We start from the raw sequence: 24,130 nt of genomic DNA, 5'->3' as shown, positions 1-24,130 counted from the left end.
ACGACGCGGACGGATCAGACCTTGGCCTTGGCGGCGGGCGCCTTGGCAAGAGCTATCGTGGCGGCGGTTTCCTTGGCAGCACCCATCTCGCCCAAGGCGCGGCGGTACTCGTTCGGGAAGACCTTGACGAACTTGGCGCGGGATTCGGCCCAGTGGTCCAGGATGTCCCGGGCGCGTTGGCTGCCGGTCCAGCGATGGTGGTCCTCGATCAGCTTTTTGAGGAGCGCCTCGTCGGTGCGGGACTCTCCATCACCGAGCTTGTGCCAGAGGGCCTTGTCCATCGTGGCCTCCTGCTCATGCGCGGGCAAAAGCTTGTCCAACGACACCATGCTGGTATTGCAACGCTTGGCAAACTGGCCGTCCTCGTCGAAGACATACGCAAGCCCACCGCTCATGCCGGCCGCGAAATTGCGGCCGGTCCGGCCGAGCACGACGGCGGTACCGCCGGTCATGTATTCGCAGCCGTGGTCGCCCGTGCCCTCGACGACCGCCGTCGCGCCGGACAGTCGCACCGCGAAGCGTTCCCCAGCGACGCCACGGAAGAATGCCTCGCCCTTCGTCGCGCCGTACAGCACGGTGTTGCCGACGATGATGTTCTTCGTCGCATCACCTCGGAAGTCGATCGACGGACGCACGACGATGCGGCCACCGGACAAGCCCTTGCCGGTGTAGTCGTTGGCGTCGCCGATCAGATAGAACGTGATGCCTGGCGCGAGGAAGGCACCGAAGCTCTGTCCACCCGTTCCTTCCATCTGGATGAAGATGGTCTGGTCGTCCAGGCCCTCAGGACGGCGACGGATCAACTCGCCCGACAGCATCGCGCCCACGGTGCGGCGCACGTTGGTCACTTCCTGCATGAAGCGCACCTTCTCGCCCTTCTCGAACGCGGGCAGACATTTCTCGATCAGCTTGACGTCCAGCGCGCGGTCCAAGCCGTGGTCCTGCTGGTCGTTGTGCAAACGGGCCACGTCGGCCGACAGCTCCGGACGGTGGAACACGCGGGTGAAGTCCAGGCCCTTGGCCTTCCAGTGACTGATGCCCTTCTTCGTGTCGAGCAGGTCGGCGCGACCGATCAGGTCATCGAACTTGCGGATGCCTAGCTGCGCCATGATCTGGCGCGCTTCTTCTGCAACGAAGAAGAAGTAGTTCACCACGTGCTCGGGCTTGCCGCTGAACTTCCTGCGCAGCACCGGGTCCTGCGTCGCCACGCCGACCGGGCAGGTGTTCAGATGGCATTTGCGCATCATGATGCAGCCCTCGACGACCAACGGGGCCGTCGCGAAGCCGAACTCATCCGCGCCGAGCAAAGCGCCAATGACAACGTCGCGACCGGTTTTCATCTGGCCGTCCGCCTGCACGCGCACGCGGCCCCGCAGCCGGTTCAGCACCAGCGTCTGCTGCGCTTCTGCCAGGCCAAGCTCCCACGGAGTGCCGCAGTGCTTGATCGAACTCCACGGCGAGGCGCCTGTGCCGCCGTCGTGGCCTGCGATCACGATGTGGTCGGCCTTGGCCTTCGCCACGCCGGTCGCGATCGTGCCGACGCCGACTTCGGACACCAGCTTCACCGAGACATCGGCGCGCGGATTGACGTTCTTCAGGTCGTGGATCAGCTGCGCCAGGTCCTCGATCGAATAGATGTCGTGGTGCGGCGGCGGCGAGATCAGACCGACTCCCGGCACCGAGTGACGCAGGAAGCCGATGTAGTCCGTGACCTTGCCGCCGGGCAGTTGACCACCCTCACCGGGCTTGGCGCCCTGAGCCATCTTGATCTGGATCTGATCGGCACTGACGAGGTATTCAGTCGTGACACCGAAGCGACCCGATGCAACCTGCTTGATGCGCGAGCGCATCGAGTCTCCCTCCTGCAACTCGTAGTCGGCCTCGACGACCTTGCTGCCGACGACGTCCGACATCTTCGTGCCGGCCGTGATCTTGATGCCCTTGAGCTCGTTGCGATAACGCGCCGGATCCTCGCCGCCTTCGCCGGTATTGCTTTTGCCGCCGATGCGGTTCATCGCGACGGCCAGCGTCGCATGCGCCTCCGTAGAGATCGAACCCAGCGACATGGCTCCGGTGGCGAAGCGCTTGACGATGTCAGCGGCCGATTCAACTTCCTCGACCGGGATGGCCCGGTTCGGATCGAACTTGAACTCGAACAGGCCTCGCAACGTCATGTGGCGCTTGCTCTGATCGTTGATCAGCTGAGCGTATTCCTTGTACGTGTCGAACTTGCCCGAGCGAGTGCTGTGCTGCAGCTTGGCGATCGCGTCGGGACTCCACATGTGCTCCTCACCGCGAGCGCGCCATGCATACTCGCCGCCGGCGTCCAGCATGTGCTCCAGCACCGGATCGTCACCGAAGGCCGCACGGTGCAGGCGCAGCGCCTCTTCCGCGACCTCGAACACGCCGATGCCGCCGACCTGGGTCGGCGTGCCGCGGAAGTACTTGGCAACGAGATCGGCCTTCAGGCCGATGGCCTCGAAGATCTGCGCGCCGCAGTAGGACATGTAGGTCGAGATGCCCATCTTGGACATGATCTTCGACAGCCCCTTGCCCACCGCCTTGATGTAGTTGTAGACCGCCTTGTCGGCCGACAGCGAGGCCGGCAGCTCCGACGTCATCGCCTGCAGCGTCTCCAGCGCCAGATAGGGATGGACCGCTTCGGCGCCGAAGCCAGCCAGCACGGCGAAGTGATGCACCTCGCGCGCGGTACCGGTCTCGACCACCAGGCCGGCTGTCGTGCGCAGGCCCTCGCGCACGAGGTGATGGTGGACTGCCGACAGCGCCAGCAGTGCGGGGATCGCAACACGGTTCGCACTCAGATGGCGGTCCGTGATGATCAGGATGTTGTGACCGCCCTTGATGGCGTCGACGGTTTCGGCGCACAGCGATGCGAGTTGCGCTTCGACCCCTTCACGGCCCCAGTCCAGCGGATAGGTGATGTCGAGTTCATACGGCTTGAACTTGCCGTTGGTGTGATGCTCGATCGCGCGCAGGCGGGCCATCGATTCGAAATCCAGCACAGGCTGCGTGACCTCGAGCCGCATCGGCGGGTTCACCGCGTTGATGTCGAGCAGGTTGGGCTTGGGACCGATGAAGCTGTTCAGCGACATCACGATCGCTTCGCGGATCGGATCGATCGGCGGGTTGGTGACCTGCGCAAACAGCTGCTTGAAGTAGTTGTAGAGCGGCTTGTTCTTGTCGGATAGCACCGCCAGCGGGCTGTCGTTGCCCATCGAGCCGATGCCTTCCTCGCCGTTGGCGGCCATCGGTGCGAGCAGGAACTTGATGTCTTCCTGCGTGAAGCCGAAGGCTTGCTGGCGATCCAGCAGAGAGGCCGGGAACACTGGCGCGGTGACCTCGGGCGCGGGGATCTCGTCGAGCTTGACGCGGACGTTCTCAATCCACTGGCGGTAAGGACGGGCGTTCGCGTACTGGGTCTTGAGCTCTTCGTCATCGATGATGCGACCTTGCTCCAGGTCGATCAGGAACATCTTGCCCGGCTGCAGGCGCCACTTCTTGACGACGCGCGACTCGGGAATCGGCAACACGCCGGACTCGGAGGCCAGCACGACCAGATCATCGTCGGTGACCCAATAGCGGGCCGGACGCAGGCCGTTGCGATCAAGCGCTGCGCAGACCTGGCGGCCGTCGGTGAAGACCATCGCGGCGGGGCCATCCCACGGCTCCATCATCGCCGCGTGGTACTCGTAGAACGCGCGGCGGCGCTCATCCATCCACTCGTGCTGCTCCCAGGCCTCGGGGATCATCATCATCGCGGCGTGCGCGAGCGGGTACCCCGACATCGTCAGCAATTCGATGGCGTTGTCGAAAGTCGCCGTGTCGGACTGGTGCTCGAAGCTGATCGGGTACAGCTTCTTCAGATCGTCGCCCAACACCGGGGACTTCATGACGCCCTCGCGAGCACGCATCCAGTTGAAATTGCCTTTCACGGTGTTGATTTCACCGTTGTGGGCCACCATCCGGTATGGGTGCGCCAGCGGCCACTCAGGGAAGGTGTTGGTCGAGAAGCGCTGGTGCACCAGCGCGATCGCGCTGACGACGCGCGGGTCGGCCAGGTCCTTGTAGTACTTTCCGACCTGGTCGGCGAGCAGCAGGCCCTTGTAGATGACGGTACGGCAGCTCATCGACGGCACGTAGTACTCGCGACTGTGCGTCAGCTTGAGCGCCTGGATCGCACTGGAGGCCGTCTTGCGGATCACGTACAGCTTCCGCTCGAGCGCGTCGGGGACGATGATGTCCGGACCGCGGCCGATGAAGATCTGCCGGATGATCGGCTCCTTCTCGCGCACGGTGGGCGACATCGGCATGTCGCGGTCCACCGGCACGTCACGCCAGCCGATCAACACCTGCCCCTCGGCCTTGATGGCGCGCGCCAGTTCCTGTTCGCATGCCAGACGCGACGCATGTTCCTTCGGCAGGAAGATCATGCCGACACCGTATTCGCCAGGAGGCGGCAACGTGACGCCCTGCTTGGCCATCTCCGCGCGGTAGAACTCGTCCGGGATCTGGATCAGGATGCCTGCACCGTCGCCCATCAGCTTGTCGGCACCGACCGCCCCACGGTGGTCCAGGTTCTCCAGGATTTTCAGACCCTGCTGCACGATGTGATGTGCCTTCTGACCCTTGATGTGGGCCACGAAGCCCAGACCGCAGGCGTCCTTTTCATTGGCGCCGTTGTACAGACCGTGGGCAGCGAGCTCGCGGATCTCATTCGTGGACGGCCCCGCCGCCGGCACGACTGCCGGAGTCGCGACGGTGAACAATGGTTGCGGGGGGCGCTGATCTTGAGCTGCCGACATCGGTGGCCTCCTGGATTCTCGGAAAACGGAACCCGCGCAGGTTAAGACGCGCCTTCGAACGGCACAAGCACAACTAAATGGGGTCGGTATCGATTTAACGAGCCCGTGGCGGATCCGCATCCATTAAATAGGGACAGATCATTTGATGACGGTTTCGGCGCCCTAGGGCACAACCTTGCGAGGTCGCCCTCGCGGGCGCGGACTCATCGGCCGCGTGCTGATTTCCCCCAGTGATTGCAGGAACCGTGCCGAACCAAGCGGCCAGCCTTTCATGGCTGAATCGATCAGCTTCTGACGCTCTGTCTCGGACTCTCCGTCTTCCAGCCAGCGACGCCAAGTCAGCTCCCGCTCAAACGGCGTATTTCCAAGTGCCCAGAATCCGGGCGGATCACTGACGAGTGGATCTCTCCGTCGCCCAAGGTGGTGCGCGGCCGAAGACCACGCAAAGTCACCCGGATCCGCGCTCAAGCCAGCGCGTTGAGGGTTCAACTCGATGCTGCGCATCACGGCCAGGAGATGGCTTTCCGCTTCCAGCGGCGCCGCCCGGAACCTGCCCTCCCACAAGGTGCCCACTCGGCCATGACGAAGGTTGAAGGCGCTGACGTAACGCCGCCCCAGTGCCTGCATCATCCGGCTCAGGCCGTCGTCTGCGGAAGGAGTGGCCAGCAGATGAAGATGGTTCGGCATCACGGCATACGCGTGGATCGCCACCCGATGGGTTGCCGCGCTCTCTTGCAGTGCGGCGAGTAGCGCCTTGCGGTCTTCGTCGTCCAAGACGATCGGCTGCAAGTTGTGTCCGCGATGAATCAGGTGATGCAAGTGGTCAGCGAGAGCCAGCCGGGGGAGTCGCGCCATGGTGGGAACAGTAGTCTGTCCCCAATTATGCGACGAACAGCTTCTTTCCCGTCAGCCGCTCATGCTCCTTGAGCGCGAAGCGGTCGGTCATGCCTGCGATGTAGTCCGAACAGGCGCGCGCGTGGTCTTCACCGTCCGCGAAATCGGCAGGCAGGTGTCCGGGATCGCTGAGGTAGAGCTGGAACAGTTCGCGCAGCACCTGTTCGGCGCGGTCGCGCTGTTGCTGGACGACTGGGTGGCGATAGAGGTTGGCGAACAGGAAACGCTTGAGCTCGGTGCTCGCGTGGCGCATCTCGGGGCTGAAACGCACCAGCGGCCCTTTGGTGCGCGCATCTTCAGCATCCACGGGATGGACCGCCTCGATTGCCGCCCGGCTGGCATCGATGATGTCGTAGACCTGCTGCGACAGCATGCGGCGAATGGTCTCTGCCAGCAGCCGTTTCCCCGCCAGCTCAGGATAGGCGGACAAGGTCTCGCGCAGATATCGGTGCACCAGCGGCACCTCCTCCAGCTGCTCCAGCGTCACCAGTCCCGACCGCACGCCGTCATCGACATCGTGGGCGTTGTAAGCCACCTCATCCGCCAGGTTGCAGAGCTGCGCTTCAAGACTCGGCTGCCCGCCGCGAAGGAAACGGGCCGCGACACCGTCCGGTTCGCGTTGGTCGATGCGCTGCGCATCGCGCTTGCTGCAATGCTTGAGGATACCTTCCCGGCTCTCGAAACTGAGATTGAGTCCATCGAACGCCGGATAACGCTGCTCGAGCTTGTCGACGACTCGCAGCGATTGCAGGTTGTGCTCAAAGCCGCCATGCGCCTTCATGCAGTCGTTCAGCACATCCTGGCCGGCATGACCGAAAGGCGTATGCCCCAGGTCGTGCGCGAGCGCGATGGTCTCGACGAGGTCTTCGTCCAACGCCAGGCTGCGCGCGATCGAACGCCCCAGTTGCGCAACTTCCAGCGAATGCGTCAGCCGCGTTCGAAACAGGTCGCCCTCATGGTTGAGGAAGACCTGCGTCTTGTAGACCAACCGCCGGAACGCCGTGCTGTGAACGATACGGTCGCGGTCTCGTTGGAATTCGCTGCGTGTTGGCGCGGATGCTTCGACGTGACGTCGACCGCGGCTGCGCGCGGGATCGGAGGCATAAGGCGCGCGCAGCATCATCATTGTCGATTCAGACTTTCAACGAAGGCCGCGCTCAGTGTGTGCAGCGATCACCTCAGCCACCATCGCATCGGGAGCGCCCCGCATGCCGGCCCTGCCGAGGCTCTCGATGACGACGAACCGGATCTCGCCGCCCTCATTCTTCTTGTCGACGCGCATCAGGTCGAGCCATCGATCGATGGGCATGCTGGGCGCCTTCACGGGCAGGTGCGCCCGTTCGATCAGCCGGGTCATCCGGTCAACGAAGGACGCCGGCATCAAACCCAGTCGCGCCGACAACTCGGACGCGAGGACCATGCCGCAGCCCACTCCTTCACCGTGCAACCACGCGCCGTAGCCGAGACCTGTCTCGATGGCGTGGCCAAAGGTGTGGCCAAAGTTCAGGATGACACGCAGACCGGATTCGCGTTCGTCCTGTCCGACGACCCAAGCCTTGATCTCGCAGCTGCGTTTCACTGCGTAAGCCAGTGCTGACTTGTCACGAGCCAGCATGGCATCGAGGTTGTTCTCGATCCAATCGAGGAAGGCCGGATCGGCGATCGGTCCGTACTTGATGATTTCGGCCAGACCTGCCGAGAGCTCTCGCTCAGGCAGTGTGTCCAGCGTGTCCAAGTCGGCGACCACCCGTACCGGCTGATAGAACGCTCCCACCATGTTCTTGCCGCGCGGATGATTGATCGCCGTCTTGCCACCGACCGACGAATCGACCTGCGCGAGCAAGGTTGTCGGCACTTGCACGAACGGCACGCCACGCATGTAGATCGCCGCCGCGAATCCGGTCAGATCACCGACGACGCCACCGCCCAGCGCAAACAGCACCGTCTTGCGGTCGGCCGCACCAGCCAGGAGTTGATCGATGACCACATCGAGCGACGCCCAGTTCTTGTGCTGCTCGCCGTCCGGCAGGACGGTCGATTCAATCCGATCGTAATGAGGCGCAAGCTGCCGCTCCAAGCTCGACAGGTACAGGGGGGCCACCACATCGTTGGTGACGATCATCGCGACGGAGGCGCGCGGCAGGCCGCCCCAGGATGACGGCGCATCGAAGAGGCCAGAGCCGATGAGGATGTCGTAGCGCCGTTCGCCGAGGTCGATGGCGACGGTGGACGTGAATTCAGGAGCCGGAGCGGTCATTCCTGGAAGTGTACGGGGCCTCGCCTGCCCCGACAGTGGCCGCCACGCGGGAGGGGTCGATGAGGCCCGCCAGTTCCAGTTGCATCAGGATCATGTTCGCCAGTCCATGCACCGATGGGCGACTTGACTCGAGCACGAAATCTGCGCAGCGCCTATAGAGCGGATCGCGCTGTCCATACAGCTCACGCAGCTTGGCCAGCGGGTTGGCCACCTGGAGCAGGGGGCGCTGGGTGTCGTGTCGCAATCGCCGGAAGAGTTCTTCAGGGGACGAGCGAAGGTACACGACTGTCGAATGCGCTTTCAATCGATCGCGATTGATCTCGCGCAGCACCGCACCGCCGCCCGTCGCCAGGATGATCTCCCGGCCGGCATCTGCCTCGCCAAGCAGCCGCGCAATGACGCGCGATTCGAGGTCCCGAAACGACGCTTCGCCCTCACGGGCGAAGTAATCCTTGATCGACTCGCCGCCGAGATCCTTTTCGATCTCGGCGTCGGAGTCGACGAAGGCGATGTCGAGCTGCCGGGCCAGCAGGCGACCGACGGTGGATTTGCCACCGCCGGGCATACCGACCAGGGTGATCACCAAGGTCAACGGCGATAACCTCTGTGCAGGTCAGTTCGCATTCAGGCAATACGCGCCATCGGCAGCCACGCGGCGACGTCCATACGGACTGTTCACGTAAGCCGGCGCTTGTGCCAAGGTCAAATCGTCGGCGACGCCAGAGAGAACATCCGTATACGTCGCAGGCGGGCTCAACACGCCGAAAGCCGAAGCGGTCAATGTGTAACTCACCCACGTCGCGATGCTGCGCGGATATTCCACGATCAAGATGGCTTGGCCGTTGGCATCGGTGCGGGTCGAGCCGCTCATGCTCACCGATGCGTCCGACTTGCGAGGCTCCAGTTGACCATTGCCGTTGCGATCTTCAGTGCCGTCGATCAGACCGTTGCGGTTCTGGTCCTCGTTCACGCACATTACCGGGAGCGCGGGTTGGGCATTCCCCGCAGTATCCAGATCGTAGACCTGTTCCCAGGTGAGGGCAGGCCGGCGGTAGTAACCCTTGAAGTAGCCCAGCAGATCGAGCGACGGCGTGATCTGCACATCCGCCTTCGGTTGTCCGGCGGCATCGACCACCAGCACCACGAACCGGCGCTTGTAGGTCAGCGGGTTATCGATGCTCACTCCCGAGTTCGTACCGATGGAAATGGACAGAGGATCGGACACCACCGTCAACGAGGTCAGCACCTGGTTCGGACACGCGGTCGCGTTCGCGAAATCGTTGTAGTCCCAGCAAGCACGAATCGACACACCGCTGGTCGGGCTAGGACGGCTGCCCGGGCTGTAGCTCGTCGTGGCCACACCGGCCGAGTCGGTATAGACCGTCTGAGTACCGGAAGCGATGGTGCCACCGATGCTGTTCAGGTCGCCGTTCAGATCGAAGCGCACTCGCACGTTTTTCACCGGCGCGTTGTTGGCACCCAGGAAGATCGCCCGAAGCTCCGCCCGGTTGTTGGTCGAGTCCGTGTTGACGCTGACGACCGTCGGATTGGCCGACAGGGAAGCGGACACGACCGTGGGCGTTGCCGTCGGCACGCTCGTCGAGGGCGTCGGCACCGCCACCGTGGTCAACGCCGTCACACCACCGGCGGTAGCGGTGAAGTCGATGGCACCCGCCGTGGTCGGCGCGGTATAGGTGTACAGGTAGGCGCCGTTCGCGTCCGTCTGAGCGGTCACCGGCGCAAAGCCCGGTGCGGTCACCGTGATCGTCTGGAACGTCATCGGGTTCTGGTTGACATCGCTCAAACGGTAGTCGATCTTGTTGCCCGTAGAGCCGGCTGCCGGCTGTTGAGGCACCGCAGAGCCGATCAGCTTGGCGCCGAGCACCTGGAAGGTCGCCGTGCGCGACAACGCGCCAGCACTCGCCTTGACCGAGATCAGACGGTTGGACTTGTCGGAGCCGCTGGTGACACGCGCCGTGGCCTGACCAGCCGCGTTCGTCGTGCCAGTCACCACCTGCACGGTCGCGCCGTTGTCGGCTTCGAACGAGAAGGTCACGCCTGGAACGACATTGCGTTGCGAATCGACTGCGGTGACGGTTGCAGTGACGTTGTCGCCGCCGGTATTTCCAATGCTGATCTTGTCGAGGACCAGGGTCATGTCCGCGACTTGCGGCGCCGAGTTGGTCGGATTGACCACATTGATCGTGATCGCCCGGTTCACGGTGCCGGTGACGGCATTGACCGTCAGGATCCGGTTCGTGTGGTTGGCGCCCACGGAGACCGTGGCGACCAGTTGCCCGGTTGTCGTGTCCGTCGAACCGCCAGGCGAAGCGAACGCCGTCCCCGCGGGATCGACCACGCTCAGCGTCACTGGCGAGCCGCCGATGGCGGTCCGGTTCGCGTCCAGGGTGGTGATCGTCACCGTCGCATTGCGACTGCCGTCGTTCGGGATCGAGTCCGCAGCGAGCGTCATCGACAGGTCGGCCACCTTGCCGCCGGTCACGCTGTCCACGACATCGAAGGATGCGGTCTGCTTGAGGGACCCGGATGCGGCCGTCACCGTGATGCGGCGATTGGTCCGGTCCGCCCCCATCGACGCCGTGGCGTGCAGCACGCCCGTCGCGTCGGTCTGGGTGCCCCCCGGCGTGATGATCCCGCTGCCGTCGATGGCGAAGCCCACGGGGACATTCGCGACTGCCGCGCCATTGGCGTCGGTGGAGGTGACCTTCACGTCCACCGTGCCAGAGCTGGAATTGCTGAGGGTCGCCTTGTCCAGTTCGATGACCAGTTTGGATGCCGTCGGCCCCGTCGGCGTGGTTGGCGTGCCGCCACCGCCGTTGACGGGTGTTCCCGCGTCGCCACCACCACCACCACAGGCGACCAGCGCCCCAGTCACCAGTGCGCCAAGCGCCGCAGTGCGGATCCACCGCGCGTACTTCTCGAATGTCATCATTTGTTCGTTGCTCCAGCCTTGCTGCACGGTACGCCGCACAGCGACTCCCTGTATTTGGATCGCCCCCTACCGTCGGCCGTTAACGGGCCGTCACGCGATCGCTGACCACCTTGGGGGTAATGAAGATCAGCAGTTCCGTTTTAGCAGTGCTTCGTGCCCGGTTCTTGAACAGGTTCCCCAGCAGCGGAATATCGCCAAGGTAAGGCACCTTGTTCTCGCTCTCCAGGTCTTCCTGTGTATAGATGCCGCCGATCACGACCGTACCGCCGTTCTCCACCAGCACCAGGGTCTGCACATGCTTGTTGTTGATGGCATAACCCTGCGGGGTCAGCGTGCCGCGGCTGTCCTTGTTCACGTCCACGGTCAGGATCACGTTGCCTTCCGGCGTGATCTGCGGCGTCACCTCAAGCTTCAGCACGGCCTTCTTGAAAGTGATCGACGTGGCGCCGCTGGATGTCGACTGCTGGTACGGGATTTCTTCGCCCTGCTCGATCAGCGCCTTGGTCTGGTCGGCTGTCACGACACGTGGACTCGACACCACCTTGCCGCGGCCGTCGGCCTCCAGTGCGGAGATCTCCAGGTTCAGGAAGCGGTTCGCGGTAGCACTGAACAACGACAGCGCGAAGTTCGCGGCGGTCGCGCCGCCAAAGGCATCCCCGGCGACGTTGGCAGGCAGGTTCACGAACTGCGAGTCGGCGTAACTGACCGGCGTACTGATCTGGCCGGTCTGCGCACCCACCGCGCTGTAGTTGCCGCCGATGGTCACGTAGTTGCTGCCGCCGACCTTGTAGCCTGGGATGCCGCCCTGCTGACCGCGCAGGTCGGTCGCGCCGAGCTTGACACCCAGCGCGCGGCCGAACTTGTCGTCGGCCTCAACGATGCGAGCCTCGATCAGCACCTGCCGGACCGGGATGTCGATCTTGGCGATCAGCGCCTGGATCTCTTCGAGCTTGGAGGGAATGTCCGACACGAACAGCTGGTTCGTCCGCGTCTCCCAGATCACGCTGCCGCGTGAAGACAGGATGCGCGAGGTCTGGTTGCTGCCGCCACCGCCCGAGTTGTTCTGGCCAGTCAGCCCCTTGGCGACTTCCTCGGCTTTCGTGTAGTTCATCTGGAACGACTGCGTGCGCAGCGGCTCCAGTTGCGCCACCGCCTGCTTGGCCTCGAGTTCTGCTTTTTCCTTGTTGGCCAGTTCTTCCTTCGGCGCAATCCACAGCACGTTGCCGGACTTGCGCATACCCAGACCCTTGGCCTGCAGGATGATGTCCAGCGCCTGGTCCCACGGCACGTCCTTCAGACGCAGCGTCACGTTGCCGGTCACGGTGTCGCTGGTGACGACGTTGAAGTTCGTGAAGTCGGCGATGACCTGCAGCAATGCACGCACGTCGATGTTCTGGAAGTTCAGACTGAGCTTGTCGCCAGCGTAACCCGGGCCTTGCGTCAACTTGTTCGGATCGACCTTCTGCGGCCGCACTTCCAGCACGAACTGGTTGTCGCTCTGGTAAGCGCTGTGTTCCCACACACCCTTTGGCGTCACGACCAGACGCACGCGATCGCCTTGCTGCGTGGCGGTGATCGATTGGACCGGCGTGCCGAAGTCGGTCACGTCCAGCTTGCGGCGCAGGCGTTCCGGCAGCGTGCTGCGCAGGAACTCCACAACCAGGTTCTGCCCCTGCTGCTGGATGTCTACGCCGACCTGGCTGTTCGGCAGGTTCACCACGACGCGACCCGCACCATCGTTGCCGCGGCGGAAGTCGATATCCTGCAGGCCTTGCGCGGCAGCATTCTGGCTCGGAGCGAAGTGCACCGGCTCCGCCGTCGCTGTCGCCGTCGCGGCGGCAGGCGCCGCGCCCGCGACACCGTCAAGGAAGATCAGCAGCGAGTTGTCCTGCAACTGTGCGCGGTACGTGCTCGCCTGACGCAGGTTCAGCACGACGCGGGAGCGATCGCCCGCTTGCGCCACGTTCGCCGAACGCATGTTGCCGGAATTGATCTCGACCGCGTTGCGGCCCAGACCGTTCGACACGCCCGGCAGATCCAGGGCGATGCGCGGCGGCACCTGAACGGCGAAGCCGCGCGGCACTTCGGCCAGCGGCTGCGCCAGTTCGATGCGGACGATGTCCGTCCCGGATTGCTGAGTCGCACTGATCGACTTGATCATGTTCTGCGCCCAGGCCTGGACGGGCATCAGCACCGCCAGCCCCACCGCGCAAGCCAGAGCCTGCCAGCGCTTGGCGCGCCCTTCTCGTTCCCTCGTACGGACGCTCATCGAAGCGTTCTCCACAACAGTGTTCTTCATCGTCCCTGCTCCTGAAGCTGGAGAGTACTGGTGCGTTCAATCCATTCGCCCGCAGCGTCCTGGACGACTTCTCGCAACGTGATTTCGGTTTCGCTGATCTTGGTGATGCGGCCGAAGTTCTGGCCCATGTAGTCACCGACCCGCGCCTGGTACAGCAGGCTGTCGACCCGCAGCAACGCGTACGGACGACCATCCCTGGAGACACTGCCGACCATCGCCATCGAATCCAGCGGGAAAGCCTCCAGCGGTTCGCGACGGCGCTTCATCTCGGCAGCCAGCAGCGAACTGGGTTGTGCCGCTTCGCGCCGCAACGCCACCGTCAGCTTCTGCGTGCTGAACGGGTCGACCACCGCCTGCGCCTCGTAAGGCTGGGGCTGGAACGTCTTTGGCGGCGTCAGCGGCTTGACGGTTGGGCGCGTCTGCTGGCGCTGCTCTTCCATCCACTGCTGGAGTTCGTCGGTGCTAGACGTGCAACCTGTCAGCAAGGCGCCCGTCAGAGCCAGACCGAGCAAGCCGAGCGCATGCACTCGATGCGGGGTTGCCATGCCCGGCGACGCCGTATGGGGGCGAACGAAGCGCGTCATTTCTTCTTCTCCGCGGCCGCCGCGGCCTTCCTCTGCTCCTCGATCTCGGCCGGATCGAGATAACGATAGGTCCGTGCCGTGGCTTCCATCGACAACACCGCATTGGTGTCCGTGCGCGGCGGCGTATTTGCGTTGTTCGAGACTCCGGGGACCGCGATCGACAGATCATGCAAGGTCACGATTCGCGACAGGTTCGACACGTCCGCCGTGAAGGCGCCGATGTCGTGATAGCGGCCCGACACCTTGATTGCGATCGGCTGTTCGGCGTAGTAGTCGCGCATGACGATGCCGCCGGGACGGAACAATTCGAACTGCAGACCGCGGCCCAAACCTGCCTGGTTGATGTCCGACAGCAGCGCATCCATCTCGGCCTTGCCCGGCAGCTGCTTTTCCAGCTGGAGCACGTATTCCTCGACCTGACTCTTCTGCTTGCGCAGCTCCGGCAGGTTCACGGCCTGGGTCAGCTTGTTGTTGAAGTCTTCCTTCAGCTGCGGTTCCTTCTGAACCTCAGCGTCCAGCGCCGATTGTTCATCCGACAACACAGCGAACCAACCCAGCACGACGGTCAGCACCGCCACCACGATGAAGGCGGCATAACGCGGCGCCGGTGGCCATTGGCCCGGCTCCTGCATGTTCAAGTTCTGGAACTGACCGGAGAAGTCTGCGAACCAGGCGTTGAGGTCCAGGTTTTTCAAGCTTGCCATGGGGTCCTCACGCCTTCTTCGCCGGGGCGTTCGTGGTCGGCTTGGCGCCGGGGCCGCTGGCCGCACCGGCTGCGGGTTCCGGCGTCGCGCTCTTGATTCCGACCCTGATGGAGAAGTCGAACAGTCGACGCGGATCACGCGGATTCACGGGCGCTGCCTTGATCTCGACAAGGTCAGGGTTCTCGACCCACTCGGCGCGGCTCAAATTGCGAAGCATCTCGGACACACGCTCGTTTGACGCCGCCACGCCTGCGATCACGACCGCTTTGTTGGCTTGGCGCACCGACTGCAGGAACACACCCTCAGGTGTGAACTTCGCCAGTTCGTTGAGCAGGTGCACCGGCGTATTGCGGTCGCTCTGCAAGTTCTCGACGGCGCGTTGGCGGGCACGCAACGCGTCGATCTCGGCGCGCAACGTCGCGATGTCCTTGATCTGGATGTCGAGCTTGGTGATCTCGGCCTTCAGATAGCCGTTGCGGCTCGCTTGCGCGGCGGTCAACTGCTGCAGCAGCAGATAGATGAAGGCGGCGATCAGCACGCCGACGGCGAAGGACATTCCCAGCCCGACGAAGAACGCGGCCTTGCGGCGCTTGCGCTTCTCCTCGCGGTGCGGGAGCAGGTTGATCAGAATCACTGAAAGAACCTCCGCATGGCGAGGCCGCACGCTGTCAGATACGCCGGGGCTTCACGGCGCAGCTTCGATTCGCGCACCGCAGATCCGAGCACCATGTTCTCAAAGGGATTGACCACCATGCAGGCGAAGCCCGTCAGTTCGGTCACCCGTTCCTTGAGGCCAGGCAGCGTGGCGGTGCCGCCCGCGAGCATCACGTAATGGACCTTGTGATGGGGCGTACTGGTGAAGAAGTACTGGAGCGCCCGGCCGATTTCCTGCGACAACGAGTCGACGAAAGGATTGAGCACCTGTGTCTCGTAGTCATCCGGCAGTTCGCCACTGAGCTTCTTCAGCTCCGCCTCCTCGAAGGAGAAACCGTACTGTCGGGAGATCAGCTGGGTCAGTTGCGAGCCACCGAAGGCCTGATCGCGGTCGTAGAGCATCTCATCGTCGCGCAGCACCTTCAGCGACGTGGTGTCGGCACCGATCTCGAACAGCGCGACCAGCGCGTCCTTCCCTTCGTTGGGCAAGGTTTCGACCAGGCGGCCGACAGCCATCCGCGACGCGTGGGATTCGATGTCCAGCACGACCGGCCTGAGACCGGCAGCCTCGGCCAGCGCCTGGCGATCTTGTACGCGGTCCTTGCGGGACGCGGCGATCAGCACCTCGACGTCACCAACCGAAGTCGGACTCGGGCCGATGACGCAGAAGTCCAGCGAGACTTCGTCCAGCGAGAACGGGATGTACTGGTTGGCCTCGGCCTCGACCTGCAGCTCAAGCTCCTCCTCGCGGAGGCCGGCCGGCAACATGATCTTCTTCGTGATCACCGAACTCTGCGGCATCGCCAGCGAAGCTTGCCGGGTCCTGCTGCCACTGCGCGTGACCACCCGGCGGACGGCGTCCGCGACCTCGTCGAATTTCTCGATCTGGCCGTCGGTAATCCAGCCCTTTTCGAAAGGTTCGGTGGCGAAACGTTCAAGAACGTATTCGCCATTTGAGTTTTGACTCAGTTCCACAAGCTTGACACTGGACGACGAGATGTCCAGGCCAATCATGGGTGGATGCGCACGTCCGCGCAGTAGGTCCAACAGCCCCATGATGCGTTCCCCCAACGCGCCGCTCATGCGCCGGTTTGTTAATAAGTTACTTGAATGCTATCAGCAAAGCCTTTGTCGCCCCAAGGCAAAGCGGTCACAGCAAGTAACGCAGCGTTGCGTAACATACACGCCACGGACGGGTGGTAAAGCGCCAAGAAATGGCCCATTTACTCCCCAATCGGAACGGTTTTGCTGCGGATTTCCGCTTTGCCGAATCCCCCTCCAGGACACCTTCAAGAGGGATGTCCGGGGTGGAAGAAAAGGCAGCCGCGCAGTGTCCGCGAAAGTTCCGACTACTCCTGTAACAGTCAAGCGGTCGCGGACTGACCCGGCGATGCCCCATGAAGGGCCGTTCCTATAATCGTCGCTCGCGGCCCGCATCGTCACCCGTACAGGCCCTGATAGGGCGCGGCCAGGCACGCAAGATTGCACACTCCGGCCCATGCCCTCGAAGAATTCCCCAGACAACGAACCTTCCTTCGACGCCCCGTCCGATTCGGGCAAGGGCAGCGCTTCCAGGAACGAGAAGAGCAACTCCCCGCGCAAGAAGCCCAAAGGCGACAGCAAGCCTCGCAGGCCCTGGTTCGTGCGGCTGGTCGGCTGGCTCTTCGGGCTGGTGCTGGCGGGAGTGGGCGCCGTCGTGCTGCTGGTCGGCATGGCCTTGGCGATCGCCTACCCCCAGCTGCCTGACATCAGCGGACTGACCGACTACCGGCCGAAGCTGCCGCTACGGGTGATGTCCAGCGAAGGCCAACTGCTGGCGGAGTACGGCGAGGAGCGGCGCAGCTACTCCGACATCCGCGAGATTCCCAAGCTCATGCAGGACGCGATCCTGGCCATCGAGGATGCGCGCTTCTATCAGCACGGCGGCGTGGACTACCTCGGCGTGATCCGCGCCGGCCTGGCCAACGTCAGCGAATCCAAGAGCCAGGGGGCCTCGACCATCACGATGCAGGTGGCGCGCAACTTCTATCTCTCGACCGAGAAGACCTTCACCCGCAAGATCTACGAGATCCTGCTGGCGCTGAAGATCGAGAGCGCGCTGCCCAAGGAGAAGATCCTCGAGATCTACATGAACCAGATCTTCCTCGGACACCGCGCCTACGGCTTCGCAGCGGCGAGCGAGGTGTATTTCGGCAAGCCGCTGAAGGACCTGTCGGTCGCCGAGGCGGCGATGCTCGCCGGGTTGCCGAAAGCACCATCTGCTTACAACCCGATCAACAATCCGCGCCGCGCAGTGTTGCGTCAGCAATACATCATCGACCGGATGCTGGAAATGGGCTTCATCACGCCCGAGCAGCACGCCCAGGCCAAGGCGGAAAAACTGCGCATCCGGCCACCTCAGGAAGCCGCCAGCCACGCCGAGTACGTCGCCGAACTGGCCCGCCAGCTGATCTTCAGCCAGTACGGCGACGAAGCCTACACACGCGGCCTGAATGTCTACCTGACACTGCACGCCGACGAGCAGGAGCGCGCGTACCGCGCGCTGCGCCGCGGGATCATGGATTACGAGCGCCGGCAGGTGTACCGGGGACCCGAGGCCTACGTCGACCTGCCGGCCGACCCCAAGGAGCTGGACACCCGCATCGCCGAGGCGCTCTCCGACCATCCGGCCAACGACGAACTGCTGGCGGCCGTCGTGCTGGAAGCCGGCCCCAAGCAGGTCGTCGCGGCGCTGCAGAGCGGCGAATCGGTGACCATCACCGGCGAAGGCCTGAAGCCGGCCACCTCGGGCCTGTCCGACAAGGGCAATCCGAAGACACGCATCCGCCGCGGCGCGGTGATTCGCGTCATCAAGCTGGTCAGGAACAACAAGGACGAGTGGACGATCACCCAGCTCCCCGAAGTCGAAGGCGCGATGGTGGCGCTCAGCCCGAAGGACGGCAGCGTGCGGGCGTTGGTCGGCGGCTTCGACTACAACAAGAACAAGTTCAACCATGTCACCCAGGCCTGGCGGCAGCCCGGCTCGAGCTTCAAGCCGTTCATCTATTCGTCCGCGCTCGAGAAGGGCTTCAACGGCGCGACGATCGTCAACGACGGGCCGCTGTTCTTCGACGCGACGACCACGGGCAGCCAGCCTTGGGAACCCAAGAACTACGACGGCCAGTTCGAAGGCCCGATGCCGCTGCGGCGTGCGCTCGCCAAGTCCAAGAACATGGTGTCGATCCGGGTGCTGCAGTCGGTGGGCGTGAAGTACGCGCAGGACTGGATCACGCGCTTCGGTTTCGACGCGGACAAGCATCCGGCCTACCTGACGATGGCGCTGGGCGCGGGATCCGTGACGCCCATGCAGATGGCGCAGGCGTATTCGGTCTTCGCCAACGGCGGCTATCGGATCGCACCGCAGTTGGTCCAACGCATCACCGACCACGCGGGTCGTGTGCTCTATCAGCAGCAGCCGAAGCCCTTCGAGGACTCGCAGCGGGCCATCGAACCGCGCAATGCCTACCTGATGGACAGCCTGTTGCAGGAAGTCGCGCGCAGCGGCACGGCGGCGCGGACGCAGGCCACGCTCAAGCGTCCGGACATCTATGGGAAGACGGGCACGACCAACGACTCGATGGATGCCTGGTTCGCGGGTTTCCAACCGGAGCTGGTCTCCGTGGTGTGGATCGGCTACGACCAGCCGCGCAAGCTGGGCGACCGCGAAACCGGCGGCGGGCTGGCGCTACCGGTGTGGATCGAGTTCATGCAGTACGCGCTGCGCAACACGCCCGTGCAGGAGATCCAGCCGCCGGAAGGCGTGGTCAACTTCAACGGCGAGTGGTACTACGACGAATTCGCCGGCAATAGCGGCGTGAAGGCGCTTGGCAACGAGGAGCACGTGCCGACCACCGGCTCCGAGGAAGAGAAGAAGAGCATCCTCGATCTCTTCAAGCGCTGAAGGTCGCTGCCAACGCAAAGGCGCCCCGCGGGGCGCCTTTTGCATGGAGCCGTCCGACCCATGCGCGTCAAACCTGGGTGAAACTCAAGGCCTTGCCCGCGTGGTGGGATGCCTCGTCCGACAAGCGCGCGAAGAAGGCAACGCCGTCCTTGGTATCGAGCCACTGGCCGTCGACGAACTTGAAGTGGTACCCGCCGCGCCGCGAGGCGAGCCAGAGCTCGTGCAGCGGTGGCTGCGTGTTGACGACGATCTTGCTGCGATCCGGGAACTCCAGCTCGAGCAAGCCACCGGTGCGATGCTGGTCGATATCGACCACGTCGTCGTCGAGCCAGGTGTCAATGTCGGTTTCGATGCTGGCCAGCACGGCGTCGGTGCGGGCGTCGTAGTCGGCATCGGTCAGCGGAGTGGGCGTCATGGGCAGCGGTAGGCGGGCTCGCGAAGGACTAGACTGCGAGCCCATGAAGAACGTGAAGACGCGAAGTGTAGGCGCTGCCTCCATGCCGGCCCGCCGCCGTGCCGCCAAGGCCATGACGACCCTGATGTTGTGCGCAGCCGCACTCGCCGTCAGTGCCTGCGGCCAGAAGCGCCCGCTGCAGTTGCCGCAGGCGAAACATCCGTCCCCCTCGGCGTCGGCAGTTGCCCCGCCGGCATCGGCCGCCAGCGCTGCGAACTGACGCCGCGAGGTCCGAGCGAGGCGGGCCTCAGATCCGTCCTTCTTCCACCGCGTGACAGGCCACGCGAATCCCCTGGAACGCCAGCAGTTGCGGCCGCTCCGAGCTGCATCGCGCGTTCGCGTGGGGGCACCGGGGATGGAAGCTGCACCCGCTCGGGGGATTCAGCGGATTGGGCACCTCCCCCTGCACGGGGGTGCGCGAGCGCCCCGTCATGTGGATATCGGGAATCGCATCGAGCAACATCCGCGTATACGGGTGCCGCGGCGTCGCGAACAGCGCTCGCTTGTCAGCTTGCTCCACCAACCGGCCCAGGTACATCACGCCGACCTGGTCGGCCACGTGTCGCACCACCGCGAGGTTGTGCGAGATGAACAGATACGTCAGGCCCTGCTTGCGCTGCAGGTCCTTCATGATGTTCAGGACCTGCGCCTGCACCGAGACATCGAGCGCCGAGGTCGGCTCGTCGCAGACGAGGAACTCCGGCTCGGTCGCCAGCGCACGGGCAATCGAGATGCGCTGGCGCTGCCCACCGGAGAACTGGTGGGGAAACTTTTCCGCGTCCGCCGGCGACAGCCCGACGGATTGCAGCAGCTCGCCGACACGCTGCTTCAGTCCCTGCGCGTCACGGACCAGGCCGTGCTCGCGCAACGGCTCGGCGACGATGTCCTGCACCTTCCAGCGCGGGTTCAAGCTCGCATACGGATCCTGGAAGATCATCTGCATCCGACGTCGCAACGCCAGCGCATCCGGCCCTTTCAGGGTGGTGGCGATGTCGGCATCGTCGAAGCGCACCTCGCCGTGCGTCGGCGCGTACAGCCCGACCAGCAGCCGCGCCACGGTGCTCTTGCCGCAACCCGACTCACCGACCAACGCCAGCGTCTTCCCCTTGTCGATCGCGAAGCTGACGCCGTCCACCGCATGGACGAACTGCCGCGACTTGCGCTCGATCACGCGATTCAGCCACGGAGCCGACACGTCGAAGGTCTTGGCCAGGTCGCGCACTTCGACGAGCACCTCACCGGGACCGGCCGTCGCGTGCTCGCCCCTGTCCGCGCCCGTCGGGCCCGCCGCGCGCGGCGTCTCGTTCAATACCGTCATGCCACGCCTCCCTGCACGACGGCGACGTCCGCGGCATGCAACCAGCACGCCGCCTGGGTGGCGGGCGCCTTCATCAACTCAGGTCGCTGCTCGTGGCAGCGGTCGAAGGCCCGCGGACACCGCGGATGGAAGGCGCAACCAGTCGGGATCGACGTGAGGCGCGGCATCGCGCCGTCGATCTGCACGAGCCGCTCGCGATCCTCGTCCATCGCGGGGATGGAACCCATCAGCCCCGATGTGTAGGGGTGGCCGGGGCGGTGGATCACTTCCTGCACCGGCCCGATCTCGGCGACACGTCCGGCATACATCACCGCCACGCGGTCGCAGGTCTCCGCGATCACGCCCATGTCGTGCGTGACCAGCATGACCGCCGCGCCCTGCTCCCGGCACACGCGCTTGAGCAAGGCGATGATCTGCGCCTGGATCGACACGTCCAGCGCCGTCGTCGGTTCGTCGGCGACGATCAGCTTCGGGTCCGCCGCGAGCGCGAGCGCGATCACCACGCGCTGCCGCATGCCGCCGGAGAACTGGTGCGGGTACTGGTCCACGCGCGCCTCCGGCGCCGGAATGCCGGTCGCCGCGAGCAGCTCGATCGCGCGGGCACGGGCCTGCTTCGCGCTCAGGCCGAGGTGCGTCGTGATGGTCTCGACCAGTTGTCGTCCCACCGTGTACAGCGGATTGAGCGAGGTCAGCGGATCCTGGAAGATCGCACCGATCTGCCGGCCACGCACGCGGCGCATCTGGTCGGCGGGCAGGTTGTCGATGCGTCGGCCGTCGAGCAGGATCTCGCCGCCGGCGATGCGTCCCGGCGGCTCCAGCAGGCCGATGATCGCCGCGCCGGTCAGCGACTTGCCGGCGCCGGACTCACCGACGACGCCGAGCACTTCGCCCGGCGCGATGTCGAAGGACACATCGTCCAGCGCGAGCAGCGTGCCGCGCCGGGTCGGGAACTCCACGCGCAGGTGGCGGACTTGCAGCAGGGGTGCGGTCATGGGGCCGTCCATCCAATCAGCGCAGGCGGGGATTGAGCGCGTCGCGCAGCCAATCCCCCAGCATGTTCACCGACACCGTGATCAGCACCAGCATCGTGCTGGGCCAGATCGTGATCCACCATTCGCCGGAGAATAGGAAGTCGTTCCCGATGCGGATCAAGGTGCCCAGGGAGGGGCTGGTCGGCGGCACACCGACGCCGAGGAAGGACAAGGTCGCCTCGGTCAGGATCGCCGACGCCACCTGCAGCGTCGCCAGCACCAGCACCGGGCCGGTGACGTTGGGCAGGACGTGGCGCCACATGATCGCCATCGGCTGGACGCCGATCACGCGCGCGGCCTGCACGTATTCCTTGTTGCGCTCGACCATCGTCGAGCCGCGCACGGTGCGCGCGTACTGGACCCACCCGGTCAGCGAGATCGCGAGGATCAGCACCGCGAAGGCCAGCGACTCGTGCGCGTCCTTGAACACGACGCGGCCGATGCCATCGATGAGCAGGGCGATCAGGATCGACGGGAAGGACAGCATCACGTCGCAGATGCGCATGATGAAGGCGTCCACCTTGCCGCCGACGAATCCGGACAGCAACCCCAGGCCGACGCCGATGATCATCGACAGGATCACCGACGCCACGCCCACCAGCAGCGAGATCCGCGCGCCGTACATGATCGCGGACAGCAGATCACGCCCCTGGTCATCGGTGCCGAGGAGGTACTTCGTCGACCCGCCTTCGATCCACGCGGGGGGCAGGCGCGAGTCCATCAGTTCCAGCGCCGAGAGGTCGAACGGATCGTGCGGCGCGATCCAGGTCGCGAACAGCGCGCAGATGAGGCAGCACAGCGCGACGAAGGCCGCGACCATCGCGAACGGCGAGCGGGTGAACGAGTGCCAGACGTCGCCGTCGAAGAAGCGCTTCAGCGCGTTCGGCGGACGAGGAGCCGGCGCGCCGGAGGCCGGCGGAGGAGGAAGGGAGGCGGTCATTCGGGGATCAGGAGGACATGCTGTCGGAACGATGGCGGGTGGAACGCAGCGATCCCGCTCAATGCGGCGCGAGGGGCAGGCCTTGCTCGACCAGGGCCGCGAACAGCGCGGACCCGAGCGGCAGGATCTCGTCGTTGAAGTCGTAGCGCGGTTGATGCAGTCCACAAGGACCGCCTTGCCCCAGCCGCAGATAGGCGCCGGGCCGTGCCTGCAGCATGAAGGCGAAGTCCTCGGACCCCATGCTCGGCACGAGCTTGTCGTCGACGTTCTCGGCACCGACCAGCGACTGCGCGACGCGCACGGCGAAGTCGGCCTCGCGCGCGCTGTTGACGGTCGCCGGATAGAGCCGCTGGTAGTCGACCTTGGCGCTCGCGCCGAAACCCAGCGCGACCGATTCGACGAGGCGCGCCATCCGCTCCTCGAGCAGCTGCTGCACTTCGGGCTTGAAGCTGCGCACCGTACCGGTCAGTTGCGCGGCCTCCGGGATCACGCTGAAGGCGCTCGGCTCGCCCGCATGCATCGAACACAGGCTGACGACCGCCTGCTCGATCGGCGCGATGTTGCGCGACACCAGGCTCTGGACCGCCGTGATCACATGGCCGGCGATCAGCACCGGATCGACGCTCAGGTGCGGATGCGCGCCGTGACCGCCGCGCCCCTGGATCGTGATGTTCACGCGGTCCGCCGCTGCCATCATCGCGCCCCGGTTCAGGCCGATCTTGCCGGGCGGCAGGTGCGGCCAGTTGTGCATCGCATAGATGGATTCCACCGGGAAGCGGTCGAACAGGCCGTCGGCGATCATCTCGCGCGCGCCCCCGTAGCCCTCTTCGCCGGGCTGGAACACCAGCACCGCCGTGCCGGCGAAACGCCGTGTCTGCGCCAGGTAACGTGCCGCGCCGACCAGCATCGCGCAGTGGCCGTCGTGGCCGCAAGCATGCATCAGTCCGGGCGTCGATGACCGCCAGGCAAAGTCGTTCTGCTCGCGCAGCGGCAGCGCGTCCATGTCGGCGCGCAGTCCGAAGAGTCTGGGCGCCGTGCCCGGCGTCGTCTGGCCGTGGATGGTCGCGACGATGCCTGTGCGTCCCAGGCCCTGGTGGATCTCGTCGACGCCGCAGGCTTTCAACGCCTGCACGATGCGCGCGGCGGTGCGGTGTTCCTCGAAGCCGAGTTCCGGCATCGTGTGCAGTTCGCGGCGCAAGGCGACGAGCTCGCCGCGCGCCTCGAAGAGTCGCTGGTAGGTGCCCGCCGCGGTGGCGGTCAGGTGCTCTGGAGCGTTCAT

General features: G+C 64.7%; 18 protein-coding genes. 2 read left to right on the top strand and 16 right to left on the bottom strand.

Translation table 11 applies throughout. The features are described from left to right. Positions 1–14 precede the first annotated feature (14 nt). From AC07OZ_RS21855 to AC07OZ_RS21805, 11 genes are all read right to left on the bottom strand, one after another. Positions 15–4,823 carry a glutamate synthase-related protein gene (locus tag AC07OZ_RS21855; RefSeq protein ID WP_495469177.1) on the bottom strand — a complete coding sequence of 1,603 codons (4,809 nt, stop codon included), beginning with the start codon at positions 4,821–4,823 and terminating at the stop codon, positions 15–17. 162 nt (positions 4,824–4,985) lie between these two features. Beyond that, on the bottom strand, positions 4,986–5,612 hold the full coding sequence (locus tag AC07OZ_RS21850; protein ID WP_495469176.1) for a transposase: 627 nt from the start codon (positions 5,610–5,612) through the stop codon (positions 4,986–4,988). A 91-nt stretch (positions 5,613–5,703) separates the two neighbouring features. Then, on the bottom strand, positions 5,704–6,837 hold the full coding sequence (locus tag AC07OZ_RS21845) for a deoxyguanosinetriphosphate triphosphohydrolase (RefSeq protein ID WP_495469401.1): 1,134 nt from the start codon (positions 6,835–6,837) through the stop codon (positions 5,704–5,706). Between the two features lie 21 nt (positions 6,838–6,858). Further along, positions 6,859–7,974, bottom strand: a complete 1,116-nt coding sequence (gene aroB / locus AC07OZ_RS21840; protein WP_495469175.1) for a 3-dehydroquinate synthase — start codon at positions 7,972–7,974, stop codon at positions 6,859–6,861. Then, positions 7,955–8,560, bottom strand: a complete 606-nt coding sequence (locus tag AC07OZ_RS21835) for a shikimate kinase (RefSeq protein ID WP_495469400.1) — start codon at positions 8,558–8,560, stop codon at positions 7,955–7,957. The genes aroB and AC07OZ_RS21835 overlap by 20 nt, the downstream gene beginning before the upstream one ends. 27 nt (positions 8,561–8,587) lie before the next feature. Further along, positions 8,588–10,927 carry an Ig-like domain-containing protein gene (locus AC07OZ_RS21830; protein WP_495469174.1) on the bottom strand — a complete coding sequence of 780 codons (2,340 nt, stop codon included), beginning with the start codon at positions 10,925–10,927 and terminating at the stop codon, positions 8,588–8,590. Positions 10,928–11,006: 79 nt separating this feature from the next. After that, the gene (locus AC07OZ_RS21825; RefSeq protein ID WP_495469399.1) at positions 11,007–13,196 is read right to left on the bottom strand and encodes a type IV pilus secretin PilQ; all 2,190 of its coding nucleotides are present in this window, start codon (positions 13,194–13,196) and stop codon (positions 11,007–11,009) included. A 26-nt stretch (positions 13,197–13,222) separates the two neighbouring features. Further along, positions 13,223–13,771 (bottom strand): pilus assembly protein PilP, encoded by a 549-nt coding sequence (locus tag AC07OZ_RS21820; protein WP_495469398.1) that lies wholly within the window; start codon positions 13,769–13,771, stop codon positions 13,223–13,225. Between the two features lie 35 nt (positions 13,772–13,806). Beyond that, positions 13,807–14,514 carry a type IV pilus inner membrane component PilO gene (locus AC07OZ_RS21815; RefSeq protein ID WP_495469173.1) on the bottom strand — a complete coding sequence of 236 codons (708 nt, stop codon included), beginning with the start codon at positions 14,512–14,514 and terminating at the stop codon, positions 13,807–13,809. Positions 14,515–14,521: 7 nt separating this feature from the next. Next, complete coding sequence (locus AC07OZ_RS21810) at positions 14,522–15,148, bottom strand: PilN domain-containing protein (RefSeq protein WP_495469172.1); 627 nt, start codon at positions 15,146–15,148, stop codon at positions 14,522–14,524. Further along, positions 15,145–16,224 (bottom strand): pilus assembly protein PilM, encoded by a 1,080-nt coding sequence (locus AC07OZ_RS21805; RefSeq protein WP_495469397.1) that lies wholly within the window; start codon positions 16,222–16,224, stop codon positions 15,145–15,147. The genes AC07OZ_RS21810 and AC07OZ_RS21805 overlap by 4 nt, the downstream gene beginning before the upstream one ends. A gap of 442 nt (positions 16,225–16,666) precedes the next feature. Between AC07OZ_RS21805 and AC07OZ_RS21800 the strand changes: the two genes are divergently transcribed. Continuing rightward, positions 16,667–19,108: a penicillin-binding protein 1A gene (locus AC07OZ_RS21800; protein ID WP_495469171.1), complete on the top strand. Its 2,442-nt coding sequence runs from the start codon at positions 16,667–16,669 to the stop codon at positions 19,106–19,108. A 67-nt stretch (positions 19,109–19,175) separates the two neighbouring features. Here AC07OZ_RS21800 and cyaY read toward each other — a convergent pair whose 3' ends face one another. Further along, on the bottom strand, positions 19,176–19,523 hold the full coding sequence (cyaY, locus tag AC07OZ_RS21795; protein WP_495469170.1) for an iron donor protein CyaY: 348 nt from the start codon (positions 19,521–19,523) through the stop codon (positions 19,176–19,178). On the opposite strand from cyaY, the gene lptM reads away from it, so the two are divergent. Continuing rightward, complete coding sequence (gene lptM / locus AC07OZ_RS21790; RefSeq protein ID WP_495469169.1) at positions 19,522–19,782, top strand: LPS translocon maturation chaperone LptM; 261 nt, start codon at positions 19,522–19,524, stop codon at positions 19,780–19,782. The genes cyaY and lptM overlap by 2 nt on opposite strands. A 27-nt stretch (positions 19,783–19,809) precedes the next feature. On the opposite strand, the gene AC07OZ_RS21785 is transcribed toward lptM, so the two are convergent. Genes AC07OZ_RS21785 through AC07OZ_RS21770 form a run of 4 tightly spaced genes read right to left on the bottom strand, consistent with a single transcriptional unit; the run spans position 19,810 to position 24,130 of the window. After that, positions 19,810–20,880 carry an ABC transporter ATP-binding protein gene (locus tag AC07OZ_RS21785; protein WP_495469168.1) on the bottom strand — a complete coding sequence of 357 codons (1,071 nt, stop codon included), beginning with the start codon at positions 20,878–20,880 and terminating at the stop codon, positions 19,810–19,812. Continuing rightward, positions 20,877–21,872 (bottom strand): ABC transporter ATP-binding protein, encoded by a 996-nt coding sequence (locus tag AC07OZ_RS21780; protein ID WP_495469167.1) that lies wholly within the window; start codon positions 21,870–21,872, stop codon positions 20,877–20,879. The genes AC07OZ_RS21785 and AC07OZ_RS21780 overlap by 4 nt, the downstream gene beginning before the upstream one ends. A gap of 16 nt (positions 21,873–21,888) precedes the next feature. Continuing rightward, entirely contained in the window at positions 21,889–22,851 is a 963-nt protein-coding gene (locus AC07OZ_RS21775) for an ABC transporter permease (RefSeq protein WP_495469166.1), read from the bottom strand. A gap of 58 nt (positions 22,852–22,909) precedes the next feature. Continuing rightward, the gene (locus AC07OZ_RS21770) at positions 22,910–24,130 is read right to left on the bottom strand and encodes a M20 aminoacylase family protein (protein WP_495469165.1); all 1,221 of its coding nucleotides are present in this window, start codon (positions 24,128–24,130) and stop codon (positions 22,910–22,912) included.

The organism is Roseateles sp. GW821-FHT09G03 (genome assembly GCF_059416045.1).
This window is presented reverse-complemented; position numbering and strand designations above follow the sequence as displayed.

What these genes read in the sequence shown, in the direction of transcription:
- AC07OZ_RS21805 (WP_495469397.1), bottom strand. Translation starts at nt 16,224, where the DNA reads ATGGGGCTGTTGGACCTACTGCGCGGACGTGCGCATCCACCCATGATT.
- lptM (WP_495469169.1), top strand. Translation starts at nt 19,522, where the DNA reads ATGGGCAGCGGTAGGCGGGCTCGCGAAGGACTAGACTGCGAGCCCATG.
- AC07OZ_RS21825 (WP_495469399.1), bottom strand. Translation starts at nt 13,196, where the DNA reads ATGAGCGTCCGTACGAGGGAACGAGAAGGGCGCGCCAAGCGCTGGCAG.
- AC07OZ_RS21830 (WP_495469174.1), bottom strand. Translation starts at nt 10,927, where the DNA reads ATGATGACATTCGAGAAGTACGCGCGGTGGATCCGCACTGCGGCGCTT.
- AC07OZ_RS21800 (WP_495469171.1), top strand. Translation starts at nt 16,667, where the DNA reads ATGCCCTCGAAGAATTCCCCAGACAACGAACCTTCCTTCGACGCCCCG.
- AC07OZ_RS21775 (WP_495469166.1), bottom strand. Translation starts at nt 22,851, where the DNA reads ATGACCGCCTCCCTTCCTCCTCCGCCGGCCTCCGGCGCGCCGGCTCCT.
- AC07OZ_RS21845 (WP_495469401.1), bottom strand. Translation starts at nt 6,837, where the DNA reads ATGCTGCGCGCGCCTTATGCCTCCGATCCCGCGCGCAGCCGCGGTCGA.
- AC07OZ_RS21780 (WP_495469167.1), bottom strand. Translation starts at nt 21,872, where the DNA reads ATGACCGCACCCCTGCTGCAAGTCCGCCACCTGCGCGTGGAGTTCCCG.
- cyaY (WP_495469170.1), bottom strand. Translation starts at nt 19,523, where the DNA reads ATGACGCCCACTCCGCTGACCGATGCCGACTACGACGCCCGCACCGAC.
- AC07OZ_RS21785 (WP_495469168.1), bottom strand. Translation starts at nt 20,880, where the DNA reads ATGACGGTATTGAACGAGACGCCGCGCGCGGCGGGCCCGACGGGCGCG.
- AC07OZ_RS21770 (WP_495469165.1), bottom strand. Translation starts at nt 24,130, where the DNA reads ATGAACGCTCCAGAGCACCTGACCGCCACCGCGGCGGGCACCTACCAG.
- AC07OZ_RS21820 (WP_495469398.1), bottom strand. Translation starts at nt 13,771, where the DNA reads ATGGCAACCCCGCATCGAGTGCATGCGCTCGGCTTGCTCGGTCTGGCT.
- aroB (WP_495469175.1), bottom strand. Translation starts at nt 7,974, where the DNA reads ATGACCGCTCCGGCTCCTGAATTCACGTCCACCGTCGCCATCGACCTC.
- AC07OZ_RS21855 (WP_495469177.1), bottom strand. Translation starts at nt 4,823, where the DNA reads ATGTCGGCAGCTCAAGATCAGCGCCCCCCGCAACCATTGTTCACCGTC.
- AC07OZ_RS21815 (WP_495469173.1), bottom strand. Translation starts at nt 14,514, where the DNA reads ATGGCAAGCTTGAAAAACCTGGACCTCAACGCCTGGTTCGCAGACTTC.